At 49.8% G+C, this 24,666-nt stretch carries 21 protein-coding genes; 12 read left to right on the top strand and 9 right to left on the bottom strand.

The features are described from left to right. The first annotated feature begins 100 nt into the window (after positions 1 to 100). Positions 101 to 886, top strand: a complete 786-nt coding sequence (locus ACJJI3_RS18335) for a DUF2884 family protein (protein ID WP_444918481.1) — start codon at positions 101 to 103, stop codon at positions 884 to 886. Positions 887 to 956: 70 nt separating this feature from the next. Here the strand turns inward: ACJJI3_RS18335 and ACJJI3_RS18330 are convergent, their stop codons facing one another. Both ACJJI3_RS18330 and ACJJI3_RS18325 read right to left on the bottom strand, forming a co-directional pair. After that, positions 957 to 1,844 (bottom strand): alpha/beta fold hydrolase, encoded by an 888-nt coding sequence (locus ACJJI3_RS18330; RefSeq protein ID WP_444940495.1) that lies wholly within the window; start codon positions 1,842 to 1,844, stop codon positions 957 to 959. A 315-nt stretch (positions 1,845 to 2,159) separates the two neighbouring features. Further along, positions 2,160 to 3,548 carry a pyridoxal phosphate-dependent decarboxylase family protein gene (locus ACJJI3_RS18325; RefSeq protein ID WP_444940494.1) on the bottom strand — a complete coding sequence of 463 codons (1,389 nt, stop codon included), beginning with the start codon at positions 3,546 to 3,548 and terminating at the stop codon, positions 2,160 to 2,162. A 258-nt stretch (positions 3,549 to 3,806) separates the two neighbouring features. Between ACJJI3_RS18325 and ACJJI3_RS18320 the strand changes: the two genes are divergently transcribed. After that, a complete protein-coding gene (locus tag ACJJI3_RS18320) occupies positions 3,807 to 4,397 on the top strand; it encodes a DUF998 domain-containing protein (RefSeq protein ID WP_444926171.1) in 591 nt (196 codons plus the stop codon). Positions 4,398 to 4,405: 8 nt separating this feature from the next. On the opposite strand, the gene ACJJI3_RS18315 is transcribed toward ACJJI3_RS18320, so the two are convergent. Next, positions 4,406 to 5,098 (bottom strand): ArsR/SmtB family transcription factor, encoded by a 693-nt coding sequence (locus tag ACJJI3_RS18315; RefSeq protein WP_444911725.1) that lies wholly within the window; start codon positions 5,096 to 5,098, stop codon positions 4,406 to 4,408. A gap of 89 nt (positions 5,099 to 5,187) precedes the next feature. Here ACJJI3_RS18315 and ACJJI3_RS18310 point away from each other — a divergent pair, with 89 nt between their 5' ends. After that, positions 5,188 to 5,526: an NIPSNAP family protein gene (locus tag ACJJI3_RS18310; protein ID WP_444895805.1), complete on the top strand. Its 339-nt coding sequence runs from the start codon at positions 5,188 to 5,190 to the stop codon at positions 5,524 to 5,526. Beyond that, complete coding sequence (locus ACJJI3_RS18305; RefSeq protein ID WP_444911726.1) at positions 5,526 to 5,828, top strand: antibiotic biosynthesis monooxygenase family protein; 303 nt, start codon at positions 5,526 to 5,528, stop codon at positions 5,826 to 5,828. Before ACJJI3_RS18310 ends, ACJJI3_RS18305 begins: the two co-directional genes overlap by 1 nt. An 83-nt stretch (positions 5,829 to 5,911) precedes the next feature. On the opposite strand, the gene ACJJI3_RS18300 is transcribed toward ACJJI3_RS18305, so the two are convergent. Genes ACJJI3_RS18300 through ACJJI3_RS18275 form a run of 6 tightly spaced genes read right to left on the bottom strand, consistent with a single transcriptional unit; the run spans position 5,912 to position 11,898 of the window. Continuing rightward, entirely contained in the window at positions 5,912 to 7,123 is a 1,212-nt protein-coding gene (locus ACJJI3_RS18300) for a DUF3570 domain-containing protein (protein WP_444940493.1), read from the bottom strand. After that, positions 7,059 to 7,274 carry a DUF4266 domain-containing protein gene (locus ACJJI3_RS18295; RefSeq protein WP_413663671.1) on the bottom strand — a complete coding sequence of 72 codons (216 nt, stop codon included), beginning with the start codon at positions 7,272 to 7,274 and terminating at the stop codon, positions 7,059 to 7,061. The genes ACJJI3_RS18300 and ACJJI3_RS18295 overlap by 65 nt, the downstream gene beginning before the upstream one ends. A 4-nt stretch (positions 7,275 to 7,278) precedes the next feature. Then, complete coding sequence (locus ACJJI3_RS18290; RefSeq protein WP_413663672.1) at positions 7,279 to 7,755, bottom strand: TlpA disulfide reductase family protein; 477 nt, start codon at positions 7,753 to 7,755, stop codon at positions 7,279 to 7,281. A gap of 31 nt (positions 7,756 to 7,786) precedes the next feature. Then, positions 7,787 to 8,440: an outer membrane beta-barrel domain-containing protein gene (locus ACJJI3_RS18285; protein ID WP_444940492.1), complete on the bottom strand. Its 654-nt coding sequence runs from the start codon at positions 8,438 to 8,440 to the stop codon at positions 7,787 to 7,789. Then, entirely contained in the window at positions 8,410 to 9,279 is an 870-nt protein-coding gene (locus tag ACJJI3_RS18280; RefSeq protein WP_444940491.1) for an outer membrane beta-barrel protein, read from the bottom strand. Before ACJJI3_RS18280 ends, ACJJI3_RS18285 begins: the two co-directional genes overlap by 31 nt. Positions 9,280 to 9,282: 3 nt before the next feature. After that, positions 9,283 to 11,898 carry an HzsA-related protein gene (locus ACJJI3_RS18275; RefSeq protein ID WP_444940490.1) on the bottom strand — a complete coding sequence of 872 codons (2,616 nt, stop codon included), beginning with the start codon at positions 11,896 to 11,898 and terminating at the stop codon, positions 9,283 to 9,285. Between the two features lie 225 nt (positions 11,899 to 12,123). On the opposite strand from ACJJI3_RS18275, the gene ACJJI3_RS18270 reads away from it, so the two are divergent. The 8 genes from ACJJI3_RS18270 to ACJJI3_RS18235 all read left to right on the top strand — a co-directional run bounded on the left by ACJJI3_RS18270 (position 12,124) and on the right by ACJJI3_RS18235 (position 24,665). Continuing rightward, the gene (locus tag ACJJI3_RS18270; RefSeq protein ID WP_413663676.1) at positions 12,124 to 13,350 is read left to right on the top strand and encodes a hypothetical protein; all 1,227 of its coding nucleotides are present in this window, start codon (positions 12,124 to 12,126) and stop codon (positions 13,348 to 13,350) included. 3 nt (positions 13,351 to 13,353) lie between these two features. Then, complete coding sequence (locus tag ACJJI3_RS18265) at positions 13,354 to 15,873, top strand: LamG domain-containing protein (RefSeq protein ID WP_444940489.1); 2,520 nt, start codon at positions 13,354 to 13,356, stop codon at positions 15,871 to 15,873. Between the two features lie 100 nt (positions 15,874 to 15,973). Further along, positions 15,974 to 17,545, top strand: coding sequence for a hypothetical protein (locus tag ACJJI3_RS18260; RefSeq protein WP_413663678.1), 1,572 nt, complete (start codon positions 15,974 to 15,976; stop codon positions 17,543 to 17,545). A 12-nt stretch (positions 17,546 to 17,557) separates the two neighbouring features. Beyond that, complete coding sequence (locus tag ACJJI3_RS18255) at positions 17,558 to 18,556, top strand: FAD:protein FMN transferase (RefSeq protein ID WP_444940488.1); 999 nt, start codon at positions 17,558 to 17,560, stop codon at positions 18,554 to 18,556. 116 nt (positions 18,557 to 18,672) lie between these two features. Continuing rightward, positions 18,673 to 19,197 (top strand): AraC family transcriptional regulator, encoded by a 525-nt coding sequence (locus ACJJI3_RS18250; RefSeq protein ID WP_413663680.1) that lies wholly within the window; start codon positions 18,673 to 18,675, stop codon positions 19,195 to 19,197. Between the two features lie 6 nt (positions 19,198 to 19,203). Further along, positions 19,204 to 21,174, top strand: a complete 1,971-nt coding sequence (locus ACJJI3_RS18245) for a hypothetical protein (protein WP_444940487.1) — start codon at positions 19,204 to 19,206, stop codon at positions 21,172 to 21,174. Beyond that, positions 21,167 to 24,031: a tetratricopeptide repeat protein gene (locus ACJJI3_RS18240; protein ID WP_444940486.1), complete on the top strand. Its 2,865-nt coding sequence runs from the start codon at positions 21,167 to 21,169 to the stop codon at positions 24,029 to 24,031. The genes ACJJI3_RS18245 and ACJJI3_RS18240 overlap by 8 nt, the downstream gene beginning before the upstream one ends. Continuing rightward, positions 24,018 to 24,665: a tetratricopeptide repeat protein gene (locus ACJJI3_RS18235; protein WP_444918497.1), complete on the top strand. Its 648-nt coding sequence runs from the start codon at positions 24,018 to 24,020 to the stop codon at positions 24,663 to 24,665. The genes ACJJI3_RS18240 and ACJJI3_RS18235 overlap by 14 nt, the downstream gene beginning before the upstream one ends. Position 24,666: the final 1 nt, after the last annotated feature.

Here is a 24,666-nt window from a genome sequence, read left to right as displayed (position 1 = left end):
GCCTGCGTCAGGAAAAAATGAAAAATATTTCAAGCTGCCTGCATCTGTTCGGCGACTCAGGCGCGTCACATTGAAAAGACACACAATAGGAAACCGGCATATGTGGAAGCCAATCGCACTTTCAACCCTGATAGGCCTCGGTATCAGTACCCAGGCAATGGCCCACGATTCTTTTCATGTCGATACCAACGACTGCAACGTGTCCACAGATTACGCCATTGAAGTAGGCCCGGACTTTTTCACCGTCGATGGGGAAGACGGAAAACTGGTGACATTTCAGCTGCCCAACCAGCTATCAGTGGATGGTGAGTTGCTGCCCCTCAATTCTCAGCAGGAGCAACTGCTTCAGGAGTACCGTCAACAGCTTCACATCGCCGGTCGTGACACACTGGTACTCACCCTTGAGGCGGTCGATATCGCAATGGATGGCCTATCCATTGCCATCAGCACCCTCGCCGGGCCGGACCACCCGGATATCCTCGAACTCCAACAGTTTTCCGCCGACCTGATCCAGCGCACTGAGGACCGCCTCAATCGAGAGGGCGAGATCTACCAGCTGGGAAACGAGGAAATGGGTAACTATATAGAGAAAACCATCTCTGAAGAGTTTGAACCCCGTATCGAACGCCTCGCTATGGAATCCGCGGGAACTATTGCCTGGCATGCCTTCAAAGCTGCCTTTACCGGCGGGGAAAGCATTGAAGAACAGGCCACTGAAGAGGCGGAGCGCTTACTGGAACAGCGCGGTAAAAGTATTGAGCAGTCTGCAAACCGCTTGTGTACACAACTGGAATCCATCGATCGACTGGAAACCGACCTACATCAGCAGGTACCAGAACTCAGTCACTACGACATAGTGAAAGCCGGCCTGGTTGTCATCAATTAGGCGCTCTTGATTTTCATCCCCCCAAACTCGGCCGCACTGCGGCCTCTTTTTTAAATTTTCCACTGTATTGTCACAGCCCCTGACGCTGCAAAAACTCCATTGCGTCGGTGACACTTTGTTCAGCATTTTCGACATGGGACATATGCCCCATCTTCTGATATACGATTAACTCTCCATTAGGCAACTTGTCAGAGAAATACTTTCCTACGGACAAGGGAATAATTTGATCTTCTGCCCCCCAGATAAATAAAACTGGAATTTTAATAGTCTCCAAGTCCGGCAACGACTGGAAATTGATTGTGGCATTAGCAACCAAATTGATCGCTGTACCGCGATTCTTCTCATAGCGGGAAAGCAAATAGATTCGTTCCAACATTTCCCCCGACAGAGCCTGCGGATTGTAGAAAAATTTGGAAGCCAGCATTTTTCTCAATAATCCACGACTACCAATGTGCGCAACCATTTTTCGCCCCCAATGGCTGGTGGCAAATCGAGCAATACCAGCAGGCATTTCCAGTCCCTTGCCACATTTATAACCACCGGGAGAGATAAGAATGGCGACCTTGGGTATATTCGGATGTCCTGTTAAATAACGTAAAACCCCATTTCCACCAAATGAATGGCCAGCGATCACATAGTCCCTAAGTTTCAGGGTTGCGACAAATTCTGCAATAAAATCGGCAAAATGCTTAGGTGTATAAGTGCCTCCTGGTAACGGGTCGGTCAATCCATGCCCAGGTAAGTCCACCAAAATAACATGATATTTTTCTGCCAATTTTGTCGCCCAGGCATTCCAGGCGCTCAGTGAATCACCACCACCGTGAAGACAAAGTATATTAACGCCATCAACAGGCCCCATCTCGCGATAATTAACGGATAAACCACCAGCCAGCGTAAGTTGATTAAAAGAGAATTTCAGTAGCTCATTGCGACTTAAACTGGGACTACAAAACGCCATCCACAGAAGCCAGAATAGAATTAGAAAAAGAATTAAAACCAGCCAAAAAGTCATCGTTCTACCCGACTCCCTCACCTTTATGCGCTGAAAAAGTGGCTGAGTTGGCGGAAATAGTAATACCGCAAAATGGCCCAGATCCGCGCCCATTCAACAAGGATAGACGGCGCTCGCCACGGAAACTGGCTGCTAGGGCCAAAGGTAGAAAAAAGAGAACCTCTTAGTAATTCACCAATATCCCTGCCTAACCTAAAAGATGCAGATATTAGGTGCTATTTACTTTAGAAGGCCCCCTAGTACTTCAAGTCACACAAAGGGTTATCTGGACATCTGAGCCTCCGTCGCCCGGCAAATAGCATCCAGGGTGAGGGCAATATCATTATCGGTAGTCGCCCAGGAAGAGATGCTAATACGCAGGGCCGTTTTTCCTCTCCAGGTAGTCGTTCCAAACCAGCAAACGCCCTCCTCCTGTATGGTCCTGACTATCTCTTGAATGTCTTCCGCAGTGCCAATAGTTGCCACCACCTGGTTTAACACTACATCGTTAAGGATCTCATAGCCCATTTCTGCTAAGCCTTCGCACAGATGCTGGGCATGGATACAGCAGCGATCAATCATCGCCGCTACTCCCTTCGGGCCCATCTCCTGAATCGCCGCCCACACTTCCACCCCTCTGGCCCGACGTGAGAATTCTGGCACCATATCCTTGGGGGGCACCAGCGATCCCACTTGCAAGTATGGCGCCTGGGTTGTCATCACATTGTGTACAGCCCCCGGCTTTCGACAAATTGCCAAACCGCAGTCATAAGGCGTATTTAGCCATTTATGGGCATCTACTGCCCAGGAATCTGCTTGTTCTACTCCAGTAGTCAACACTGATTTCGCTGGAGATGCCGCTGCCCACAAACCAAAGGCACCGTCGACATGTACCCAGGCACCTCTGGATTTAGCTTCGGGAATTATGTCTGCAAACGGATCAAAACTGCCGGAGTTTACGTTGCCCGCCTGCAGGCAAATAATGGTGGTTTCATCAACCTCGGGAAAAGTATCTGCTCGCACCCTCCCCTGTTCATCACAGGGCGCTTTAATCACCTGATCCATACCAAATCCAAGAATAGAGAGTGCCTTGTGAACTGTGACATGGGACTGTTCAGAAACAACAATACGCAGTGGCGGCGCACCGGCTAGCCCGCTTTTTGCCAGGTCGATATTTAATTTTTGATAAAGTGTATTTCGCGCAGCAGCCAAGCACACCATATTGGCCATAGATGACCCTGTGGTGAAACCCACACTACTTTCCATCGGCAAGGTTAACAATTCCAATATCCAGTTTGCCGCAATACGCTCCAGATAAATTGCAGAAGGCGCCGACGCCTCCAGAACCGCCACTTGGTCCCAAACGGCGTTCATTACCGCCGCGCCCATAGAAGCTGGCGTAGCCCCACCTACCACCAATCCGAAAAATCGCCCACCGGTACTGGCAACTGTTGCCGGAGAACCATAACGGTGCAGACTCTCGACAACGGCCTCTGCCGGTTCCCCAGCCCGGGCCAAGTCGCTGTTAAAAAATTGCATTTGATCAATATCAAAAGCGGACGGACTTACGCGACGATCGCGAATATCAGCAACATATTCCTCAGCGTACCGCGCTGCCAAGGATAGTACTTCTATGGCATTAGAAAAATTTTTGCTGTCATTATTATCCATTTTCGACCCCTCAACTCCTTTTCCAGTACCTGATCTAGTATAAAAAATTAATTACTCTATTAAACTTAAACTAATAAAAAAATAATTAAAACGATACGAACAATAAGGACAAAAACACCTATCTTTATGGCAAGAATCGCTTTTAGATAAAGTTGAAATAGCAATAAACCTGGCACGTTTGAAGACAAGGATTAACTTGAAAGGACTTTTTATCTGGTGCTATCTTCTGCCCCAACATAACCAGTCGGGGCTCATACAGTGTTTGCTTACTTGGGGTTTATCTCGCTGGTATGGATGGTTGTAGGTGTTACATTGGCAGGAGCAAAATACTCTGGCTATAGCCACTCAAGACAATTCTGTAGCGAACTAGGAGCCGTTGGAAGCCCAACCCAGAAGCTCTCCCCCCTCATTAACAACTACCCACTTGGCATATTATTCTTCTTATTTGGCCTGCATATAATTCAAATTGAACAGGCCCCAGTTGTACTTACCATCATTGGAGTTTTAATTATCATCCACGGTATTGGAACCTGGGTTGCGGGTTATTTTCCTATGGATGCAGATCCCTATACAAAAACCCCTAGTCTTGAATGCCAGATACACTCCTGGGCGGGGATGCTTATGTTGTTGTCTTTACTCATTGCGCCATTGCTAAGTACTTTCAGTAGTTACTTCTCAATAGAATTCAGGCTATTTAGTACAGCCTGCTTGCTCGCTTCTATCTATTTTACTGTTACCTTAAAAAAAGCCTACGAAGAAAAAACCAACCCCGGTCTGCACCAACGTCTCAGCTATGGAGCACAGTTGATATGGTTAACGGGGCTTTCCTTTAATCTGATAACGAGCTGACAAATAATTTATAGCAACTTGGAGTGATCAATCTGATAACGCTTCGAGAACAGTAAAAGCCCCTTCTGGGAGAAAGTAATCGCCCTGGAGTCCGCTCTTCTAACCGCCCACTGCTTTGCCAAGGCATCTTCGAGTATCCATTGGCCCAAGCTTCCTGCAAGGTGGCTTTTTCGCTCGCTCCAGTCTAGGCATGACTTGCAAACAGGGCGCTTACGCTGCTTAAAACTAGCTACGGCTACTCCTCGTTCCTGAAAAAATATTTCACCCTCTTTGGTCAAGGAAACTTGCTGTGATTGCTCAGAGAGCAACTCACTAGCCAATAGGGCCTCGTACAATAGTACACCAGCCATTCCTGCTAAATGGTCATAGCAGATGCGGGACTTCCTTAAATCTGGATCTGCGGGCCCAGTGGTAACTTTTTGAGGTACCAGGGTGCTACTCAGATTGAGCAGTGCCTCTAGCGCTTCGGCAACTTGATGACTCGCCAGCTGAAAGTACTTGTGCCTACCCTGCTTGCGAACTATCAGCAGCTTGCTATCTACCAGCTTGAAAAGATGGTTACTTGCAGTCTGTGCAGTCACATCAGCCTCACAGGCTAACTCTGTTGCTGTCAGTGCTTTTCCACTCATAAGCGCCATCAATATTTTTGAGCGCGCCCGATCCCCAATCAAACTGGATATTACCGAAATGTCAGGTTCCATGGTTATCCTCGCAACAGTTCGTTGACCACCGAAGTATAGAAAATTAAACCATCTAGAATGCCAGCAAATTATGAATAGAGGCAACTTAGATGACTGTAACCTGTTTTATTGAATACAAGATCGATCCGTTTAAGCTTGATGCTTTCCGGCAGTATGCTGAGAACTGGGGCAAGATCATTCCCAATTGTGGCGGACGACTATTAGGATATTTTCTACCTTCTGAGGGCACCAACTTTCAGGCCTTTGGTATTATTAATTTCGATAGCTTGGCTCATTATGAACAATATCGAAAACTGCTTAAGCAGTCTCCTCAGGGCAGTGAAAATTTTCAGTTTGCGACGAGAGAGAAGTTTATTCTTGAAGAGAAGCGAAGCTTTTTAAATGCTGTGCCAGAAACCTACCTGAAATTCCCACAGGAAAGTCACTGATGATCGCCGTCATATTTGAAGTTACACCAAAATCTTCAGGAAAAGACAAATATCTGGCCGTTGCAGCGGATCTAAAAGAACACCTAATCAGCTTCGATGGATTTATCTCAGTCGAGAGATTTCAAAGCCTCAATCAGCCAGAAAAAATTTTGTCACTCTCTATTTGGCGGGATGAAGAATCTGTAGTGAGTTGGAAAAATCACAAGGCTCATTGTGATGCACAACACCTAGGCAAAAAACAACTATTTGACAACTATCGTATAAGGATTGGAAAAATTCTTCGGGATTACTCTATGCAATAAATCAACAGTCAAATTTGACTCAAACTATAAAGCCTCTGCATCTTGTTCTTTTACTGAAAAACAGAACGCAGAGGCCCCCATTCCTAAAAACGGACCGACCAAAATAATCGAATTACATTGGCAGAGAAACTATAAGCGGGTTCGTCACCGGGACTGATAGATGTAGCTGAACCGTGTACTGTGACATCGAGAAAGTCATCGTAGTCAAATAGAATATGATCCCAGTAAAGATTAATTGTATTCCTGCGATTTAATAGAGACCAGCGCCGTGGCAACTCATAGGACACTCCCAGGCCAAGGGCCAAGGTTGTGAAATTGCTCAACTCCTTATCACGAGCACGAAAGTTGGTAGCGTTGAGATAGGGAAAAAGGTCGCTGTAAAAATCTGCACTACTCTGCTGATAGTAACGGATCTTTCCTTCAAAAACCCACTCGTCTTGTTCTTTCCAAGGATGGGTATAGCGAAACTCTACATTGTCTGCAACGATTCCCCAACTATCCGCATAGTGTCGATACTCCCCTTTAATCGCTGCGCGATAGGGCAATCTATATTTGGCCCTTAGGGCAACCGCATCACTGTTACGAGTTCTGGGGTAAACCTCGGCCTGATAGCTAAATCCTGTTCCAGATGCTTGATCGAGATACCTAACACTGCGATAAGGGTTGTTGAGATACCCTTCATCCGACACAGTTTCGACACTCACCTCTGCAATCAGCTTTTGCGTGAGAATCTGATTCCAACTAAATGCGTAGCGACGGTGTTGCGCTTCCTCGGCAAAATTATCGTCGCCATTGCGGAACACATCATCACTTCCGTAACTAACCCGCAGGTCGATAGTACTTAGGTCGCCAAAGAAACCCTGACTGATGCCGAAAGCAACGGTTTGTGCCTCGTAGTCATTCTCAGAACTGTTGGTGTACCCCACGCTGATAGTAGTTTTATCCACCAGGTAGTCAGCACCCAAGGAGTACTCATCCCGCTGCTCCGAATACTCACTGGCCGTGGCCTCCACATCAATAGAGGCCCCGGAAATCATGTCCACATAGTAATTGGCAGACAGGGAAACATTGTTGCCAACATTCTGGCGAATCAATACTGAAGGCCCATCAATGGTCACTCCACCACCGCTATAGGCGTGATACATATTATCTGCCCGCTCTTCGGGAAGCACTGCGGCCACGGCAGCGAGCGGTGCCAAAAATGCCAACCCGCCCCAGCGAGATAGAAGCTTAGTTACAACCACATCCACCTCCACTGCCTCCTTCAGCTCCACGCGCAGCTTCGCGAGCTTCATACACGTGATTCATATAGCGAGCAGCTACTGGATCCTGCTCAAACCCCATAATAGGATCCGCAAGAAATTGTCGTTCGTAGGGTGCAATCCACGGGTTAACAGTGCAACCTGTACTCATCAAGAAAGTGCAAACTAGCAATAGTGCACGCATGACACTACTCCCGAATCAATTCCTTAATCATTTTTTTATAGGCAGCTTCATCCCCATCACGATAACCTTTATGGATATAGCGAACGTTGCCATCACGATCAATAAATACGGTGCTGGGCATAGCGGCAACACCATACATTTTGCTCACTTCCCCTTTGCTATCAAAAAGAATCGGAAAATCCACTGGAATTTTCGCTAATAGCGAGTCCGCATCCTTACGCTGTGCATCCACATTGACTCCCCAAACCTGGAAGCCAGCAGCTTCATAGCGAGCATGTAGCTGATCCAACAGCGGCATTTCCTGACGACAAGGGCCACACCAGGAAGCCCAGAAATTCAGCATAATGACATCGCCGCGCTGCTCTGCAAGCCTCAAATTTCCGCCCTGGTTGGAACTCAAGGTAAAATCCTTAGAGGGCTCTGCGGCGGAAGCCTGTGACATCGATAAAAGCAGCGTCAGGAAAGCAGCCAGGTATTTCATGGAAGAGTCCTTGTTATTTTTTGATGATCAATTAAAAAAAGATGGTAAGTCCCAATTGGGCAGACAGATTATTGGTGACTTGGGCCTCGCCAAATAATTCATGCTCAAAAACATGGTCGCGAACATCCAGGCGCACTGCGAGCCAATCGTTGGCAAGCATTCTCACTCCTGCACCAAAGTTGTAAGTGAAGTGCTCCTCGTCAGCAAACGAGGTATTTCCCACACCTCCCGCAACATAAAAATTGGCATTAAAAGCCCAATCATCAAATACAAAGTACTCACCCTGGAAAATATTCCAGCCCACAGAGGTATTGTAATAACTGAGTTCACGCTGCTCATCAGTCAGCAGTGGTGCGGCACCGCTCAGCCTTTCAAAGCTGGATTCTCCCAACTCAGTCTGGGCATAGGTGGCCTCAATAAAGAAATCTTCGCTGATATGGTAGGCCGCCGAAGTACCGTACAGGGAGTTTGAGCCAAAATCCTCGACATTGATAACACCAGCAAACAGACCAATTTCTATATTTTCACTATCTATCAGGGCGTCACGTATCTCTCGCCGCTCCAGTTCAGGTGCGACAATATCCGTAAGTACTTCATCATCCTGCTGAGCACTGCATACCTGGGTCCCCACCAGTGCGGAAAGCGCCGCAGAGCCTACAGATATACGTCGAAACCAAGTTTCCACTCGACTATCTCCTGATTATTTTCCTGCGTAGTAAGCAAGTAGTGATTTGTGTATTCAGCCCTGATGGCAAAACGGCGCGATAAGTAAGTACGCAACCCTACGCCCGCCAACATCGTTGTATCTTGCCGATCTTCGGTGGCAACGATAGTTGCGTTTGGAGAGGTAATATTTATCCCGGCTCCCAAAACAAAATAAGGGGATATTTTCCAACGTGGAAATGGCTGGTGGACCATTGCCACCTGATAGACTTGGCTATCTGAATAGGAACCTACCGCCTGGGTTGCACGTATTTCAGTAGCTAGATTGGCAGTAAATTGGTAGCCCAGGCTAACTCCCAGGGAGTTCGCTCCAGCAAAATCACCGTAATTCAAACCTAGGTAAAAGTAACCGTCGTCAACATCGGAAAAATCCGGCAGAGGAACTCGAACAATTTCTCTATTTTCTCCGTAGATTTCACGTAAGTCGTCAACTTTTACCCAGCCACTTTTATTGCGTGAAGTAAGCACTTTTACCCAGTCGGTGCGGCGTTTAAGCAGCCAAATTTGTTCACCATACTCAGCGACATAGAATATCGGGTAACCGCGCCCCGGGCCTCGGTAAATATTAATAAATGCATTACCGACTGTAACCGGCTCTGCATCCTCAAGGCCTTTATATTTTTTCTCAGTCTCAGTCTCAGTCTCAGTCTCAGTCTCAGTCTCAACCAATTCTTCTTGTGGGGTATCATCTGAAGAATCAGATTCCATCAAAGTTTGTTCAGAAGAAGCCTGCCCAGAAAAAAGTAGCAGCAATACAAATACCGCGAAACTGCCAATAGAATTTTGGTGTAACTTCAACATGGTTTAATCTGCCGGCGCTGCAAAAGGATCGTTATAGTATTGAGCGCCAATATCAAACCACTCAGCAATCAAGCGCAACTCGGCATCTTCTAAGTACCCTTGGTGTGCGCCACCATTTTCAAAGATGGAAAAAAACGAGCTCTCAAGAGCAGAGCTCGTCAAGGGAGAGGAAATATTGACGGTGACCATTACCGGAATCGGATCACCGTTACTGTCGAGAACTAATTCACCATCCTCATCAACCTCGTAAACAGGATTTCCATCATCATCAAATTCCTGTACAAGCCGCGGTGTTAGCACCCCACTGGATAACTCCAATTCAGCGCGATCGGCCACCAGCTCGGAATAGGAAACAAACCAAGCATCATTAACAGAGGAAGCCGAGGTTGTAAGATCTAATTGCCCATCGGGTATTTGGGTTGCCCCAGCAGCATCAACAGGAGAGTGACAGCCTGTACAGGTATAATCAGCTATTACTGCTCCTGTACTATCCAATACTTCACGGGGGAAATCCCAGAGCGGCTGAATATGTTGTTCATAGTGAATGACGATTCGACAGTTACTTTCCCACTCTGTTAAACAGGTGGATTCCACCGGTGCATCCGTACTCAAATCACCGTATGAAAGCAATAACTCATCATCCTTAGTCCGTACCGCAGGATCAGTCCATAAATCGGTAAAGTGCAGATCTCCTTCAAGTTCAGCCTCACCAATATACCGGGCCAATAATTGAGCCATAGTCTCGCCCATTTCCGCTAGTAGCGCGGGCTCAGTATTGGCAAATGGTGCTGCCGAGGTCGGCGCTCCAACCCAAGCTGATTCCAGCTGCATATCCGTGCGGCCATGAGGAGCTTCGCTATCGCTAGTATGACAACCGTTACAACTGCGCACTTCACCCGCTTGTAGCTGTAACCAGTTGTTATGACTATCGAAAATGCGTTTTCCATCCGCATCGACAACGGAAATTGCCAGGGGCATATCTGCTGGAACTTTTACCCTTACGGAGCCATCGGGCTGGATTGGGGTATAACCCAATATTTCACGCATGCCCTGATTACCATTGCGGCCAAATGCCGCTCCATCAAAGTCCAGAACATCATCATCGGGAATGCCCACGGCCTTGGAAATTTTCAGGAATCGTGCAGGCCGCAAATCTGCTGTGGTTTGGGCGGGATCCGCCAAGGTTTCGATTCCGGCAATATCTTCACCATCAAAATCATAAACACTGCGAATATCCAGGATTCCGACAGATTCCTCCACCAGATCCGCATCGATATCGACTCCCGGGACGGGATCTGGAATATAGGTGGGTTCAGTGCGAGGCTCCAGAGTAACCCCTTCGGATATCATTTCTCCCTCTTCCACAACCACAATAGGAAGCTGGGTACCGGCGATATAATCGTAAATCCACAGGCCGTAGAGTGGGTCTGCCAATTGAACTTCTTCGTCTTCGGTAAGAGTATCCGGGCAGGTCTCCAGCAGCTCGGTTTTTTCATTGATAACCCGGCATTCACTCCAGGTTACCAACAAACGACTTGTCCCATCGTAGAATGGCCATGCGGAAGCAAAAGTACCATGGGGAGAAATAGTATCGTCGGTAGTGACTTCTCCAACAGTGATAGAAGCCTGCCCGACCATTTCACCACTTTGCTCCGGCTCACTGTAGGCTTCGCTATAAACAATTCCATCGATAGTCACGAGATCGCCACCATAAGTGAGCCCAGAGGGAGCGCGCAACGTTACCAAAAGGCGGCCATCCGGCATTTCGTGCGGTCGATTGAAGGCGGCCTCAGTCTCTTCTGTACCCGTATTTTGACTGTGATAACCGTAATAAACCGCCAGGTCAGAACCATCTGGATTTACTGTATATAAGCTTAATTTATCGATACCTGCCGCATTGTCCCAGCGGTTAAACAGGACCCGTCCATCGCTCAATACAACTGGATTTAAATCATGGCTCTGATTAAACGATATTTGAGTGATATCGGTTCCGTCCGCTTCCATTACATGGAGTACAAATGCCGGCTCCTCTCGATTTTCAGTCAGGGCCGAGAATTGCGGTTTACCGTCATCCAGTAAAAGAGCTCTGGAGCGCCGCTGGCGGGTAGAAGAAAAAATAATGCGTCCATCGGGTAAAAAAGCGGGAGCGATATCCTGGCCTTCTTCAGCAGTTAAATCTGACTCAATTACCCGACTGAGTTCTTCTGTTTCGGTGTTGTATACCCAAATATTCCAGGTAGGCTGCTCATCGTCATCAGCGTCTTCTATTTCCGGTGCCCGCATAGCAAATATAAGCTGGCTGCCATCTGCTGAAGTATTCAGATCTTTTACATCGTAATCACCGTCAAATATATTTGCAGTAATGACAGTTTCTGCAGCACTGGCGGTTGCACGGTCTTTTAAAATCAGTTGAGCTCCGGCAAAAAATTCCCCGGGCTCATAAATATTATCCTGAAGGAGGCTGCCATCATCGTCACTACTTAATTGACGAAGTACAAAAGCAACAGGATAGTCCTCCACCACGGGATCTTCGGCTTGGTCTTCACCACCACTGGAACTGCCACCGCCACTACAGGCCGTCACCAATAGCAAAAGCGGTAGCGCACGCAAACATTTCATTTTTGTTATCCACCCGGGTTTGGCACGAGCAGCACACGCCTTTTTTGTGCTCTTAGCCTAAGAACTTTTTTATACGGCTTTGACCGCTGAGGCTAATTCTCGCAAGTTGCGCACAAAAAGTTTGCCAACTGGGACGCAAATATTGAAAGTCATTCTGACATTGTTGAAATCTGCTTTTAGACTGCTTTGCCACATCCCAGTGATCTCACCGACAAAAATAGTCCAATGAAAAATAATTCGTCTCGAGCGCGTGTACTCCGGCTCACCACGGTAACCGCACTGCTCGGAGTAGGTTTGTGGAGTAATTCTGCCCTATCAGCATCGCAGGACCAGGCTCTCCAAATTCACAGCCGCATCACCGGAACCATTCCTAGCGAGAGTGTATTGCTGGATATGGCAGAGGATATAGAAAACGGTGATCCCACCGCTGCGGCGTATACGGCAATGGAGAATGACGCCTTCTATAATGTCACTCTAAAAAATCTGGCCACTCCCTGGACTAATGAGGAGCAGGACGTATTTGAACCATTAAATGATTACACTGCGACGGTAATCGGCATGGTTCGGGACGATATGGACTTCCGCCAACTGCTCTCGGCAAATATTCTCTACACCGGTGATATTTCTGGCCTGCCCTCCTACAACACGGGAAATAATGACCACTACGAGACACTGGAAGCCGGGGGTTATTCCCTGCAGGACAATCTGGTGCAGGAAGCTCAATCCTCTCTCAATGGTCTCCCCGCAGATGCCACCGCCGGCGTTCTTACCAGCCGCGCCGCCGCCAAGGCTTTTTTTAGTGCGGGAACCAATCGCGCCATGTTTCGCTTTACCATGCTCAATCACCTGTGTAACGACATGGAGCAGGTGCAGGATACTTCCCGCTCACCGGATCGTATTCGCCAGGATGTAAGCCGCAGCCCTGGGGGCGACAGTCGGGTATTCCAAAATAACTGTATCGGTTGCCACAGCGGCATGGACCCCATGGCACAGGCATTCGCTTACTACGACTATGTATACGATGCAGACAATGATCCCGATGGTGAAGAGGGAGCCCTGGATTACAACGCAGCCGGTGATATAGATCCAGAAACCGGCAGCCGTGTTAAGGCCAAAAACCTGATCAACAGCGGCAATTTCCCCCACGGTTTTATTATTCCCGACGACAGCTGGGTTAACTACTGGCGCGAGGGCATAAATATGCATCTGGGCTGGAGCGACACCTTGTCCGGCAACGGCAACGGTATCAAATCCCTGGGAGAGGAGTTGTCTAACAGCCGAGCTTTTGCCAAATGCCAAGTAACTAAGGTGTTTCGCCAAGTTTGTCTGCGCGAGCCGGAAGATTCTACCGACCGCAACCGTATCGAAACTATTACCGATGACTTCAGCAATACCGGCTACAAACTTAAGCAGGTATACGCAGATACTGCGGTTTACTGCGCGGGAGATTAAAAAATGAAAACCTATAAAAGTCTCCCAGTGATAGAAAATACACTGACAGCTCGCACGCTTCGTATCGCTTCACTGTTTTGTGCTGCCCTGGCAATCAGTGCCTGTAGTGGTGGCAGTGGAGAGGGCACCGAAAGTCAACCGGATACCAGTGACAACGATGGCACCGCTGCTTATTCCGGACCGGATCCTGAAACCGATGATGTCAATCAATATAAACAGTACATCTGGGATAACCTGGCGGCGACAAATCGATGTGGCAGCTGTCATATTGAAAATAACCAGAGCCCACATTTTGTCCGCGGCGATGATATCAATGCTGCCTACGATGCCGGGCGTGAGTTAATTAACTTATCAGTTCCCGATGAATCCCGTTTGGTAACCAAGGTTGGTGGTGGGCACAATTGTTGGCTTTCCAGCGATGATGCCTGTGCGGAAATTATTACCAACTACATCGAGGAATGGGCTCGGGCTAGCGGCGGCCTTAGCAATACAATCACCCTTGTCGCACCTGTCGAGCGTGAAGTGGGTGCCAGTAAAAGTTTCCCCGAATCCAGCGGCAGCTTTAGCACTACAGTTTACCCTCTGTTGCGCAGCTACTGTGCCAACTGTCACAGTGAAGATGCAACAACGGCACAAACCCCCTACTTTGCCAGCTCTGATGTCGATCTCGCCTACGCATCTGCGGTCAGCAAAATTAACCTGGATTCTCCGGCCGACTCCCGTTTCTCTGTGCGCCTGGGCAGTGAATTTCACAACTGCTGGGGTGACTGCTCAGATAACGAAGCGGAAATGACCGATGCGATCCAAGCCTTCGCCGACACTATCAGTGTCACCGAGGTAGACCCCGACTGGGTTATCAGTAAGGCTCTGCGCCTCACAGACGGTATTGTTGCGAGTAGTGGCGGCCGTATAGAGAGCAATGCAATTGCTCTCTATGAATTTAAAACCGGCAGCGGCACCACTGCCTACGATACCTCCGGAGTTAACCCCGCAATTGATCTCGCCCTATCTGGCGATGTGGAGTGGATCGACTCCTGGGGACTGCAATTGAAGGGGGGTAAAGCACAGGGGGCTACTGCAACCAGCAGCAAACTTTACGATACACTCACAGCCACCGGTGAATACTCAATTGAAATCTGGGCGGCACCCGCCAACGTCTCACAGGATGGGCCCGCGCGTATCGTCACCTATTCCGGTGGCGATGATATTCGCAACTTCACTCTCGGCCAAGATCAATACAGTTACACCGTGCAAAACCGCAATGACAACACCGATGCGGACGGTATGCCTGCCCTGGCAACCGATGATGCCGACCAGGTTGTACAAGCCAGTCTCCAGCATGTGGTGGCCACTTACGATCCAATTAACGGACGCAAGCTTTACGTTAATGGTGCAAATACCGGGGAGCCTGACCCAAGTGAATCCGGTTTGCTCTCTACCTGGGACGATACCTTTGCCCTCGCAGTAGGAAGCGAAGTCAGTAACGGCAATAGTTGGGAAGGCTCCATTCGCCTATTGGCGATTCACTCCCGCGCCCTATCGGAAGAGGATATCGCTACCAACTACGAAGTCGGTGTCGGGGAAAAATACCTGCTGTTATTCAAAGTTGAAGAGCACACAGGCATTGCCGAAAGCTATGTCATGTTTACCGTGCAGCAATTTGATAATTATGCCTACCTGTTCAGTGAACCCACCTTTATCAGCCTCGATGACAGTGTCGATCCATCTGGAATCGCCATTGAGGGAATGCGTATCGGTATTAATGGCCGCGAAGCGGAGGTGGGCCAGGCCTGGTCCAAGTTATCCACTGCAGTCGACAATAGCTACCTAGCAGGTGAAGGCCAGCAGCTTTCCAGGCTCGGGACCATTATCACTCTGGATAAGGGCCCCCTCGATGATGAATTTTTCCTGACCTTCGAAAAAATCGGCAGCGAAACCTATAACCGGGTTGAGGCTACTCCAGCTGAACCTGCGGATGCCGCTGATCTGGAAGCGCAATCGCGCATAGGTCTGCGCCGATTTGAACAAATCCATGCAAGCCTGTCCCAGGCGACCGGAGTCTCCATGTCCCACCCGGATATTTATGAAACCTGGGAAACTGTGAAACGCCAGCTTCCAGTTGAAAGTGACATCGAAGGATTCCTCGCTGCACAGCAAATGGGTATTACCCAGCTGGCAGTGAAGTATTGCAGCACCCTGGTGGACTCCAGTGAGCGCAGCAGCTACTTCAGTGGGTTTGACTTCAGCGCTTCCGCAGACACCGCCTTCGACAGCGCCAGCAAGCGCGCGCAGATTATCGATCCGCTCATGGAAGGTTTGCTTGGCCACGAGATGAACTGGCACGACGGCAGCGTCTCGCAGCTTGCCAGCGCCCCGGACCTGGCCTCTGTAGAGACAGAACTGGACACGCTTATCGACACCATGACCGCCTGTGGTAGCAGCTGCGATTCAGGCCGCACAGAAACTACGGTGAAAGCCGTATGTGCTGCCACCATGGGCAGCGCCATGATCCTGATTCACTGATCGCATAAAAAAGACTAGCGGCTTTGTCGGCAAAACTTTCACCGATAAAGCCCCTCCTCAATAAAAAGCCGGCACACTGAAAACTATATCCGGGAATATTATGAGCAAGAAAAAACACTTTGATCTGGACCAGCCCCTACGGCACCCGGACCACCACCGCCCGGTAACACGCCGCGACTTTCTCGCTCAAGGCTTCCGAGCAGGTATGGGAACAGTACTGGGCGGCTCTGTTTTCAGCTTGTTTGCCAATCCCCGTAGCGCCCATGCAGCCCTTTCCTCGGACCTGGAAGCGCTACGAAAAACCAATGGCGGTCCCTGCGATGTCAGTGCATTCGGTGCCGGTAAAATTCCTTTTATTTGTTTCGATCTCGCCGGCGGCGCCAATATTGCAGGCTCCAATGTGCTGGTAGGCAAAGAGGGCGGACAAATGGATTTTCTCGGCACAGCCGGCTACAACAAGCAAGGCCTCCCCGGGGATATGGTTCCCTCCCTCGGTGATGAATTTATCAATACTGACCTGGGTCTCGCCTTCCATAGTGACAGCGGCATGTTGCGAGGCATCCTGGAAAAAATCGCTGCTGGCACAGCATCGGCGACCAACGGTGCAGTTATTCCCGCTCGCTCGGAAAATGATACCGGCAACAACCCACACAATCCCATGTACGGTATTAACCAGGCGGGAGCAAACGGTTCCCTGCTGGCCCTGATCGGCTCCAGCTCCAGTGATTCCGGTGGTAACTCCATGGCTCCTTCCGCCATGATCAACCCCGAAGTTCGCCCCACCAAAGTGGATCGCTCTTCCGACGTTACCGGCCTTGTAGATGTAGGAGACTTGGTGGGGCTGCTCAGTCAGGAGGACACTGTCGCAGTGATGGAGTCCATGTACCGTATCTCCGAAGCGAAACTCAGCAACGTAAATACTAAAGTCAGCACCGATGCAGTCATTAAAGACCTGGTGCGTTGCGGCTATATGAAAAGTGCTGACCTGGCTGATCGCTTTGGCAACCCTGCCGATTTAAATCCCGAATCCGATCCTGATATCGTCGGGCCATCCGGTGTTTTTACCAGTTCAGAATTGAGTGGAGACAGAGAGTTCCAAAAGACCGCCTCAGTGATGAAGCTGGTCGTCAATGGATATGCCGGTGCAGGCACTATTACCATGGGTGGCTATGACTACCATACCGGCGACCGCGCCACAGGAGAGATTCGCGATTTGCGCGCTGGGCGCTGTATTGGCGCTTGCCTGGAGTATGCCGCCCGCCGCAACCAGCCCCTGATGATTTACGTTTTTAGTGATGGTTCCGTTTTCTCCAACGGAATGCTGGACGACTCGGTAGAAGGCCGTGGCAAAGGCGTCTGGACTGGCGATGATCAACAGACAGCCGCCTCATTTTTCCTGGTATACAACCCGGCGGGCCGACCACAATTACTCGGTGGCACGGCGGACGAACAGGCGATCCACCAGCAACTCGGCTATATGCGCAGCTCCGGTGATGTAGAAACAACATCCACCCCCGCCGCTAACAACGTCAATTTATTGGTGGAAACTGTAGTACTCAACTATATGGCCCTGCACGGGGAGCAAGGTAATTTCTCAACCTTATTTCCGAATCACGGTCTCGGCGATAGTAACTTACAAGACAGTATGACTGCCTTCGCCCCCATTATTTAACTTGGATAAGTGATGTTCCGCTTTTTTAAATTGCTATTACTGTGTAGTGCCACACTTTGCGCAATTCCTTCGGTGGCCGAATGGCACTACGCTGAACGTGCAATTATGGGAACCCAGGTTCGCCTGCAACTTTGGCACGAGGACGGCATTGAAGCCGAGCACCTTATTGAGGAGGTCATGACAGAGTTTCATCGACTTGACGATCAGCTCTCGCCCTATAAGGAAAACAGTGAACTATCACTCGTTAACCGCACAGCTGGCCGGGGAAACGTCAATATTTCCAAAGAGCTCACCAACCTGATTGATAAATCCCTTTGGTTTAGTCAGCTCACCGATGGTGCATTCGATATCAGCTACGCCACCCTGGGCAAGCACTATGATTTTCGCCAGCAGAAACAGGCAGACGCCCAGCTGACGGACTCGTTGTTAGAAGCGTTGAATTACCGCCACTTAAAACTGAATAAAAAGGCCAATACACTCCGTTTTGGCCACGAAAACACAAAAATAGATTTAGGGGGCATTGCCAAAGGCTATGCGGTTGATCAGGCAATTGAGATCCTCAAGCAGGCAGACATTTGCTGCGCCAGTGTCAGTGCCGGTGGCGATGCACGCATGCTGGGAGATAAACAGGGGCAACCCTGGTTAGTGGGTATTCGCCACCCCCGTGAAAAAAGTAAAAATGCTGCGGTTATCCCCCTGCGTGATATTGCTATCTCTACCTCAGGTGATTACGAGCGTTATTTTATTGATGAGCAGCAGGATAGAGTGCACCATATTTTTAATCCATCCACAGGAAAACCCTCGGAAACTTCTGCAAAAGACACTGATAAGTTGATTAGTGTCAGCATTATTGGCCCCCGCGGCTTTGATACCGACCCCCTTTCTACCAGTGTGTTTGTTCTGGGAAAAGAGAAAGGCTTGGCACTTATTAATCGATTGCCCCAATTTGAAGCAGTAGTTATCGATAGTAACCGGAAGTTGTTTTTCAGTCGCGGTTTGGAGAATCTTTGAGTAATCCGTTTTATCTTCATAGAAAATTTGCCAACAAGATCACATCAGATCGTTGATCCCCTGACATAATTTGCGCCGACCAAAGAATAATGCCAATTCCTATCAAAAGGTCTGCCATGAGACGCCCCTTTCAGTGCTTTATTTTATTTATCGGCCTTTTAGGCTCTGCGTTTGTGCAGGCTCAGGAAAGCGATTTCTCTGCGGAGAAATTGGAAGAATTAAAGCGCGATGTACTTAAATTAAACAGGGATTTATTGATTCTTGAAGAAGATTTGCTCTATCCCGCACAGAGCCAAATCGCCTTTTATGTGTCTATGGATGTAGGCCACTATTTTACTTTGGATGCAGTAAAGCTACACATCGATAACAAGTTAAGTGCAAGTCATCTGTATACGGAACATCAGCGGGAAGCGTTGATTCGCGGTGGTATTCAACCGCTTTACAAAGGCAACCTAAAATCCGGTGATTACACTATTTCTGCTTTTATAACTGGCCTTGGGCCCGAAGGGCGCGAATACAAGCGGGCAGCCAAGTTGGAATTGAATAAAAGTGATGAGCCCGCCGTTATTGAACTGGTTATCTCAGACAACTCCGGAAAACAACAGCCGGAGTTTGAGTTGGTGCAGTGGCCAACGCCCTGATTAGCCATGTACTACCCATCTTTTACCCGCATCCTATCCCTGGCGCTCACCCTTGCCGCAAGTAACCTTTGCGCTCAGGAAGCTGATACTGTGGCCGAAACAAACGGTCCCAGCAATGAGCAGCGAGCCCCACAAAAATACCAAAGGGCTCAAGACCTCGCTTATGGCGCTACGCTTTACGAGTATTTTCAAGGGAATTACTTTGATGCCCTTAGCACACTGCTGGTTGCTCAGCAGCGGGATTCAATTCAAATTCACCGGGATAACGCCGCATTGATAGAGGGCGGGATCAGCCTCGGGTTTGGTTTACATAGACGAGCAGCTGAACTTTTTGAGCAGCAGAGTAATGTCGCGGCTGCACCAAAATATCGCCGCACTGCCTGGTTAAAGCTGGCCGAATTAAATTACCTGAACGGTGATTTTGTCAGCGCTGCAGCACACTTGGAAAAGTCAGGGGTTGCCGAGGAGTCCTCACTACCTCTCAACTTAGCGCTGCGCAATAAAGACCTCACCACGGCTCAAAAATTACTGGAAACCAGCGATTTATACCCTGCGGAAAAGTTATTGGGACATATCAACTTAGGCGCAGCCTTTGCCAGGTCCGGCCAATTGCCTGCAGCAATTCACGAATATCAAGTCGCTGTTGATTTTGCAGAAACAATTGATATTCCTTCGTCTGAAATTCCCATACTCATTGATAAAGCCCATATTGGTATGGGGTACGCCCTGGCTCTTGCAGAGCAACACAGCGCAGCTAAAGAAGCCTTTTCCAGGGTTCGCCTCAACACGCCCTGGGCAACTCGCGCACTCCTAGGGATGGCTTGGTCCTCTATCAATGGTGAAGACTACCAAGCGGGCATAGACGCACTGCAGTTTTTACTGGATAAGCACCGCTACAGTCCCGCCGCACGGGAAGCGATGGTAGCCCTGCCTTATGGTTACGAAAAACTGGAAAATCGCTCTGTAGCCCTCAGAGCATATCAAAGCGCTGAAGCTTATTACCTGGAAACACTTACTGAGTTACACCAGTTACAACAAGACCTGGCGACGGAACCACTGGCCTATGATCCTGTTCAGCGCGAGGCATGGCGCTATGGCTGGTTACAACTGGCCCAGGCCTCTCCCCTATTGCGCGATAACCAGCACTTTCTGCGGCCAATCCTGCAAAGTGACCGCTTCCAATTGCGGCTCACCGAGCTGCGCGATCTGCAGCAGCTCACCCAGGTACTACAGACCTGGCAAGATAAACTACCCCAATTTGCCGACGTTATCGAAGAGCGTCACCTGCGCCGTACAACGATTATTGATAACTACAATAGCGCCCAGTTTGACCAGCAGTTGCAGATGGCAACCCAGCAATACGATCATTTGAGGGCAGCTCTCGAGCATATTGAACAGGAGCGCGACGCACTCACTTTATTGGCGACCACCGCCACTCCAAATGAACAAAGTGAAACCCTCGAATTACTGGAAATTCTCACCGGCGCTCAAGAACGTCTTAAAAAAATCCAGGACAGCGGCAAAGCCAGCCAACAACAAGCGGAAACCCTGGCGAAAGCCCGGGGGATTTTGCTTTGGCAAGCCAACGAACAGTATCACGAGAAGTTGTGGCAGCAGCGAAAATCCCTACAGCTGCTCGAAGAGCAGTTACGCAGGGGGCGGGAACAACGCAAGAAAACAGATACCGAAGCACAGCGGGGGCCACAACTGCGCCAACTAGCCTATCGGGTGGTCACCGCCGATGACGAAATTCCAGCTCAGCAAGCGGCGATTGGTCGAGCCAGCGAATTGATTGAAGCCGACCTACGCCGAGAGGTTATCGCCCAGCTGGGTAGGGAGCAGCAGCAAATTCACAATTATATGGCCCACACACGCCTGGCTATCGCACGTCTGCAAGACGCTGAAATGCAGGCGATCCCCGCAACCTCTCAGGCTGACAGTGACACGGATAATACCGGGGCCTCAGACAATGAATAACGCCCCGCATCCGGCAGCTGTGTTTACCCTGCGCTCCCTGGCTATTGGTATTTGCTGTGCCCTGACAGCTTGTGGCAATCAACCGGTACAAACCCTGGCTGACCTGCCCCGTGCCAACCCGCCCAGCTCCCAGGAAGAGGCACCACAAAGCCCGCCCGTGCAAACCGCTATCGCGTTGGAAAACCTGGTGCAAAGTTACCGCACAGCACTGGACAGCCACGCCGATCCCAAGGTTCGGCAACAAATCCATCTGCGCCTTGCTGACTTGGAAATGGAACGACTGGAGCAAAAACAGTCCGACAATCCGGATACCATTGTCGACTACTCCAGCGCGGTAGATTATTACCAAAGTCTCTCTGCCCAGCGCCCAAAAGATGATTACATTCTCTATCGCTTAGCCCGCGCCCGGGCACTGGATGGGGAAATGCCTGCAGCCTTACAGGCATTGGAAAAGATAGCCGGTAGCGCACCGGACTCACCGTTTATCGGCGAAGTCTTATTCCGCCGTGGCGAGGCGGCATTCAATCGCAAAGACTACCCAAGTGCCGCCCGAGATTTCCGTGCATTGCTCAAGCAGGGGCCGAGTCCATTTACAGATAATGCTCGCTATATGTTGGCTTGGTCAGAATTTAAATCGAGCAATTACCGCGCATCCACAGAAATTTTTCTCCAGTCGCTGGATATTTTGCACAGTGAGGAACAGGGGGAGGAACTCCCTGTTGGGCGGCAGCGCCTGCGTGAAGACAGCCTGCGTGGGCTCGCATTAAACTTCAGCTACCTGGGAGGTGCTGAAGCCATTGAGTCTTTTAACCTCAATGGAGAGCCACGTCCCTATCAGCACCAGCTATACAGTGCACTCGGTACCTGGTATCGGGAAAAAGAGTTGTTCCGCAATAGTGCCGATACCTTTTTACAATTCGTCAATCACTACCCACAAACCCAGCAAGCCCCACAGCTTCATCTTCTCGCCGTTGAAACCTTGCAAGCGGGGAGACTACATAAGGAAGTTCTGCCCACGAAGCGGGACTTTGTGCGTCGCTATGGTGTGAACAGTGATTACTGGCAAGCAGCAGGTGAAACTCAACAACAGGAGTTGGCCAAAACCCTGCAACCATGGCTGTATGAATTGGCCCAGTTTGACCACGCCCGCGCTCAGGAATTGGCTCAGCAGGTCACAAAACTACCCGCGAATAAGGTGAAAGAACGTCGCCTTGTCAGCGCACAATCACTGGGTGCCTATCGCAGCGCCGCCGCGTTATATCAGGAATACGCGCAGACTTTTCCACAAGATCCACGCACGCCATCCATGGTTTTCCTGATGGCGGAGTGTCTTGAGCAGGCTGCAGATCACCCCGCCGCCTGGCGCGCTTACAGCCAGGTCGCCTGGGAATACCAAGATCCCAAGTATGCTGCCGAAGCCGGCTACGGAGCCATCCTCAGTGCAGCCAGAGTGCATGAACAAACTCCGGATCAAGAGTCGGAACAGAAAATCCTGTGGCTCGATCGCAATATCGAAGCGAGCCTGAAATTTGCACAGAGCTGGCCCCAAGACCCGAGAGCTCTGCCAGTACAGCTGGCCGCTGCCGATAAGTTGTTACAACAATCGCGCTTTACCGAAGCCATCGCCGCTGCCGAGCACGCCGATCAATGGCAACCGCCAGCCAATAGGCAACAGCAAATAAGTATTGCAATAATACTGGCCCACAGCCATTTTTCCCTGAAGCAATATCCCCAGGCAGAGGCTGCCTATACCCGCGCGCTCGGCTACCAGCCAGACGATAAGCTGCGCAAAGACGCATTGCGCCAATTGCAGTTATCCATCTATCGCCAGGCAGAAATCATTTTGGCCCAGCGCGAGAGTGAGGATGCCGCTCCCAGTGAGGAAGCCCTCAATCACCTGCTGCGTATCCGCGATAGCGGGCGCACAGAGGTTGCGGCCACCGCCCAATATGATGCGATTAATTTTCTTATTCAATTAGGGCTGTGGCAGCGCGCCAGCACAGAACTCGCTGATTTCCGCCAGTTTTATCCCGCGCACACCTTGACGCCGACACTGGCTGCCAAAGCCATCGTTATCTTTGAAGCTCTGGAAATGCCGGCGGCTGCCGCCTCAGAATTACTGCAATTAGCCGCTACAGATCCGGATCGGGAAGTTCGCCGTCAATCCCTGTTTATGGCAGCAGAAAACCTGCAAAAAGCCGGTGAGTACAACAGGGCTATTGAAAGCTATCGCAACTACAGCAAATTGTGGCCAGAGCCCGCTGAGCAACGTCTGGAAGCGCAATTTCAGCTGGTCGAAATCTACGCTCAGACCAAAAAGCCCACTAAGCGGAATTACTGGCTACAACAACTTTCACAGAACTCGCTGCAGTCACCCCGCGGGCGTTACCTGGCCGCTTATTCTCAAAGTGAACTGGCGGAACAAAGTTATGCGAAATTTGCTGAACTGGCACTTCGCTTGCCGTTAAAGACCAGTCTCGCTAATAAAAAGCGGGCCATGCAAACCACCGTGGCAGATTACCGCAAAGTCCTGGAGTTTGGCATCGCAGAATTCACCCCTCAAGCAAACTATCGCCTCGCGGAAGTGTACCGACAGCTCAGCCGTGACCTGATGGACTCACAGCGCCCTAAAAACCTGAACGAGCTGGAATTGGAACAATACGAAATTCTACTGGAGGAACAGGCCTATCCCTTCGAGGAGAAGTCCATAGAACTTCACGAGGCCAATATCCAGCGCACGGTTGTGGGTATTTACGACGACTGGGTTAAATGCAGCTTCCATTCACTGGGAGAGCTGTTACCCGCACGCTACAAAAAAGAAGAAAAAACCCTGGAGTGGAGTGATGCACTGCACTGAATTTAGCGCCCAGAAATTATCTTCAATCGCACGGTTATTCACTACTGCGCTATTGGTTTTTCTACTCTCTGCATGTAGCGGCCTGCAAAAGACGACATCGCCCGCAGATAGTGACGCCGCGCAACAACTTACAGAGAATCCCTACTTGCGGGATGGTAAAAGAGTACCGCAACAGGCCCGTACGGCGATGGAACTGGCTCGCCAGAATTTTCAGGCAAATGATTTACCTGCGTCTGAATCGCAACTGCTCCAAATTACTGAAAAGTGGCCGGAACTCTCTGGAGCCTGGCTTAATCTGGCAATCGTGCAACAGTCCGGCGAGAAATACGAGGAATCCGAGCGCAGCTTTCGCCAGGCTATTGCGGTAAACGATAACAATGTATTTGCCTGGAATCGTCTCGCTGCGCTGATGCGTGACCGGGGGCGGTTCGAAGATGCAGAGCAATACTACAACGCCGCCATAGAGCGTTGGCCACACTATGCCGATGCACACCGCAACCTGGGAATCCTCTACGACCTTTACCTGCAACAACCCGAGCGCGCCCTTCAGCACTATATGGCAGCGCAAGATTCCGGTACTGAACAGGATAAATTGCTCAGTGCATGGATACTCGAGCTGGAGCGGAGACTTTAAC

This window comes from Microbulbifer maximicatervae (SeqCode) (assembly GCF_052466985.1).
This window is presented reverse-complemented; position numbering and strand designations above follow the sequence as displayed.

Coding starts and splice junctions, on each gene's coding strand:
- ACJJI3_RS18335 (WP_444918481.1), top strand. CDS start 101: ATGTGGAAGCCAATCGCACTTTCAACCCTGATAGGCCTCGGTATCAGT.
- ACJJI3_RS18330 (WP_444940495.1), bottom strand. CDS start 1,844: ATGGCGTTTTGTAGTCCCAGTTTAAGTCGCAATGAGCTACTGAAATTC.
- ACJJI3_RS18325 (WP_444940494.1), bottom strand. CDS start 3,548: ATGGATAATAATGACAGCAAAAATTTTTCTAATGCCATAGAAGTACTA.
- ACJJI3_RS18315 (WP_444911725.1), bottom strand. CDS start 5,098: ATGGAACCTGACATTTCGGTAATATCCAGTTTGATTGGGGATCGGGCG.
- ACJJI3_RS18310 (WP_444895805.1), top strand. CDS start 5,188: ATGACTGTAACCTGTTTTATTGAATACAAGATCGATCCGTTTAAGCTT.
- ACJJI3_RS18305 (WP_444911726.1), top strand. CDS start 5,526: ATGATCGCCGTCATATTTGAAGTTACACCAAAATCTTCAGGAAAAGAC.
- ACJJI3_RS18300 (WP_444940493.1), bottom strand. CDS start 7,123: ATGAAGCTCGCGAAGCTGCGCGTGGAGCTGAAGGAGGCAGTGGAGGTG.
- ACJJI3_RS18295 (WP_413663671.1), bottom strand. CDS start 7,274: ATGCGTGCACTATTGCTAGTTTGCACTTTCTTGATGAGTACAGGTTGC.
- ACJJI3_RS18290 (WP_413663672.1), bottom strand. CDS start 7,755: ATGAAATACCTGGCTGCTTTCCTGACGCTGCTTTTATCGATGTCACAG.
- ACJJI3_RS18280 (WP_444940491.1), bottom strand. CDS start 9,279: ATGTTGAAGTTACACCAAAATTCTATTGGCAGTTTCGCGGTATTTGTA.
- ACJJI3_RS18275 (WP_444940490.1), bottom strand. CDS start 11,898: ATGAAATGTTTGCGTGCGCTACCGCTTTTGCTATTGGTGACGGCCTGT.
- ACJJI3_RS18270 (WP_413663676.1), top strand. CDS start 12,124: ATGAAAAATAATTCGTCTCGAGCGCGTGTACTCCGGCTCACCACGGTA.
- ACJJI3_RS18265 (WP_444940489.1), top strand. CDS start 13,354: ATGAAAACCTATAAAAGTCTCCCAGTGATAGAAAATACACTGACAGCT.
- ACJJI3_RS18260 (WP_413663678.1), top strand. CDS start 15,974: ATGAGCAAGAAAAAACACTTTGATCTGGACCAGCCCCTACGGCACCCG.
- ACJJI3_RS18255 (WP_444940488.1), top strand. CDS start 17,558: ATGTTCCGCTTTTTTAAATTGCTATTACTGTGTAGTGCCACACTTTGC.
- ACJJI3_RS18250 (WP_413663680.1), top strand. CDS start 18,673: ATGAGACGCCCCTTTCAGTGCTTTATTTTATTTATCGGCCTTTTAGGC.
- ACJJI3_RS18245 (WP_444940487.1), top strand. CDS start 19,204: ATGTACTACCCATCTTTTACCCGCATCCTATCCCTGGCGCTCACCCTT.
- ACJJI3_RS18240 (WP_444940486.1), top strand. CDS start 21,167: ATGAATAACGCCCCGCATCCGGCAGCTGTGTTTACCCTGCGCTCCCTG.
- ACJJI3_RS18235 (WP_444918497.1), top strand. CDS start 24,018: ATGCACTGCACTGAATTTAGCGCCCAGAAATTATCTTCAATCGCACGG.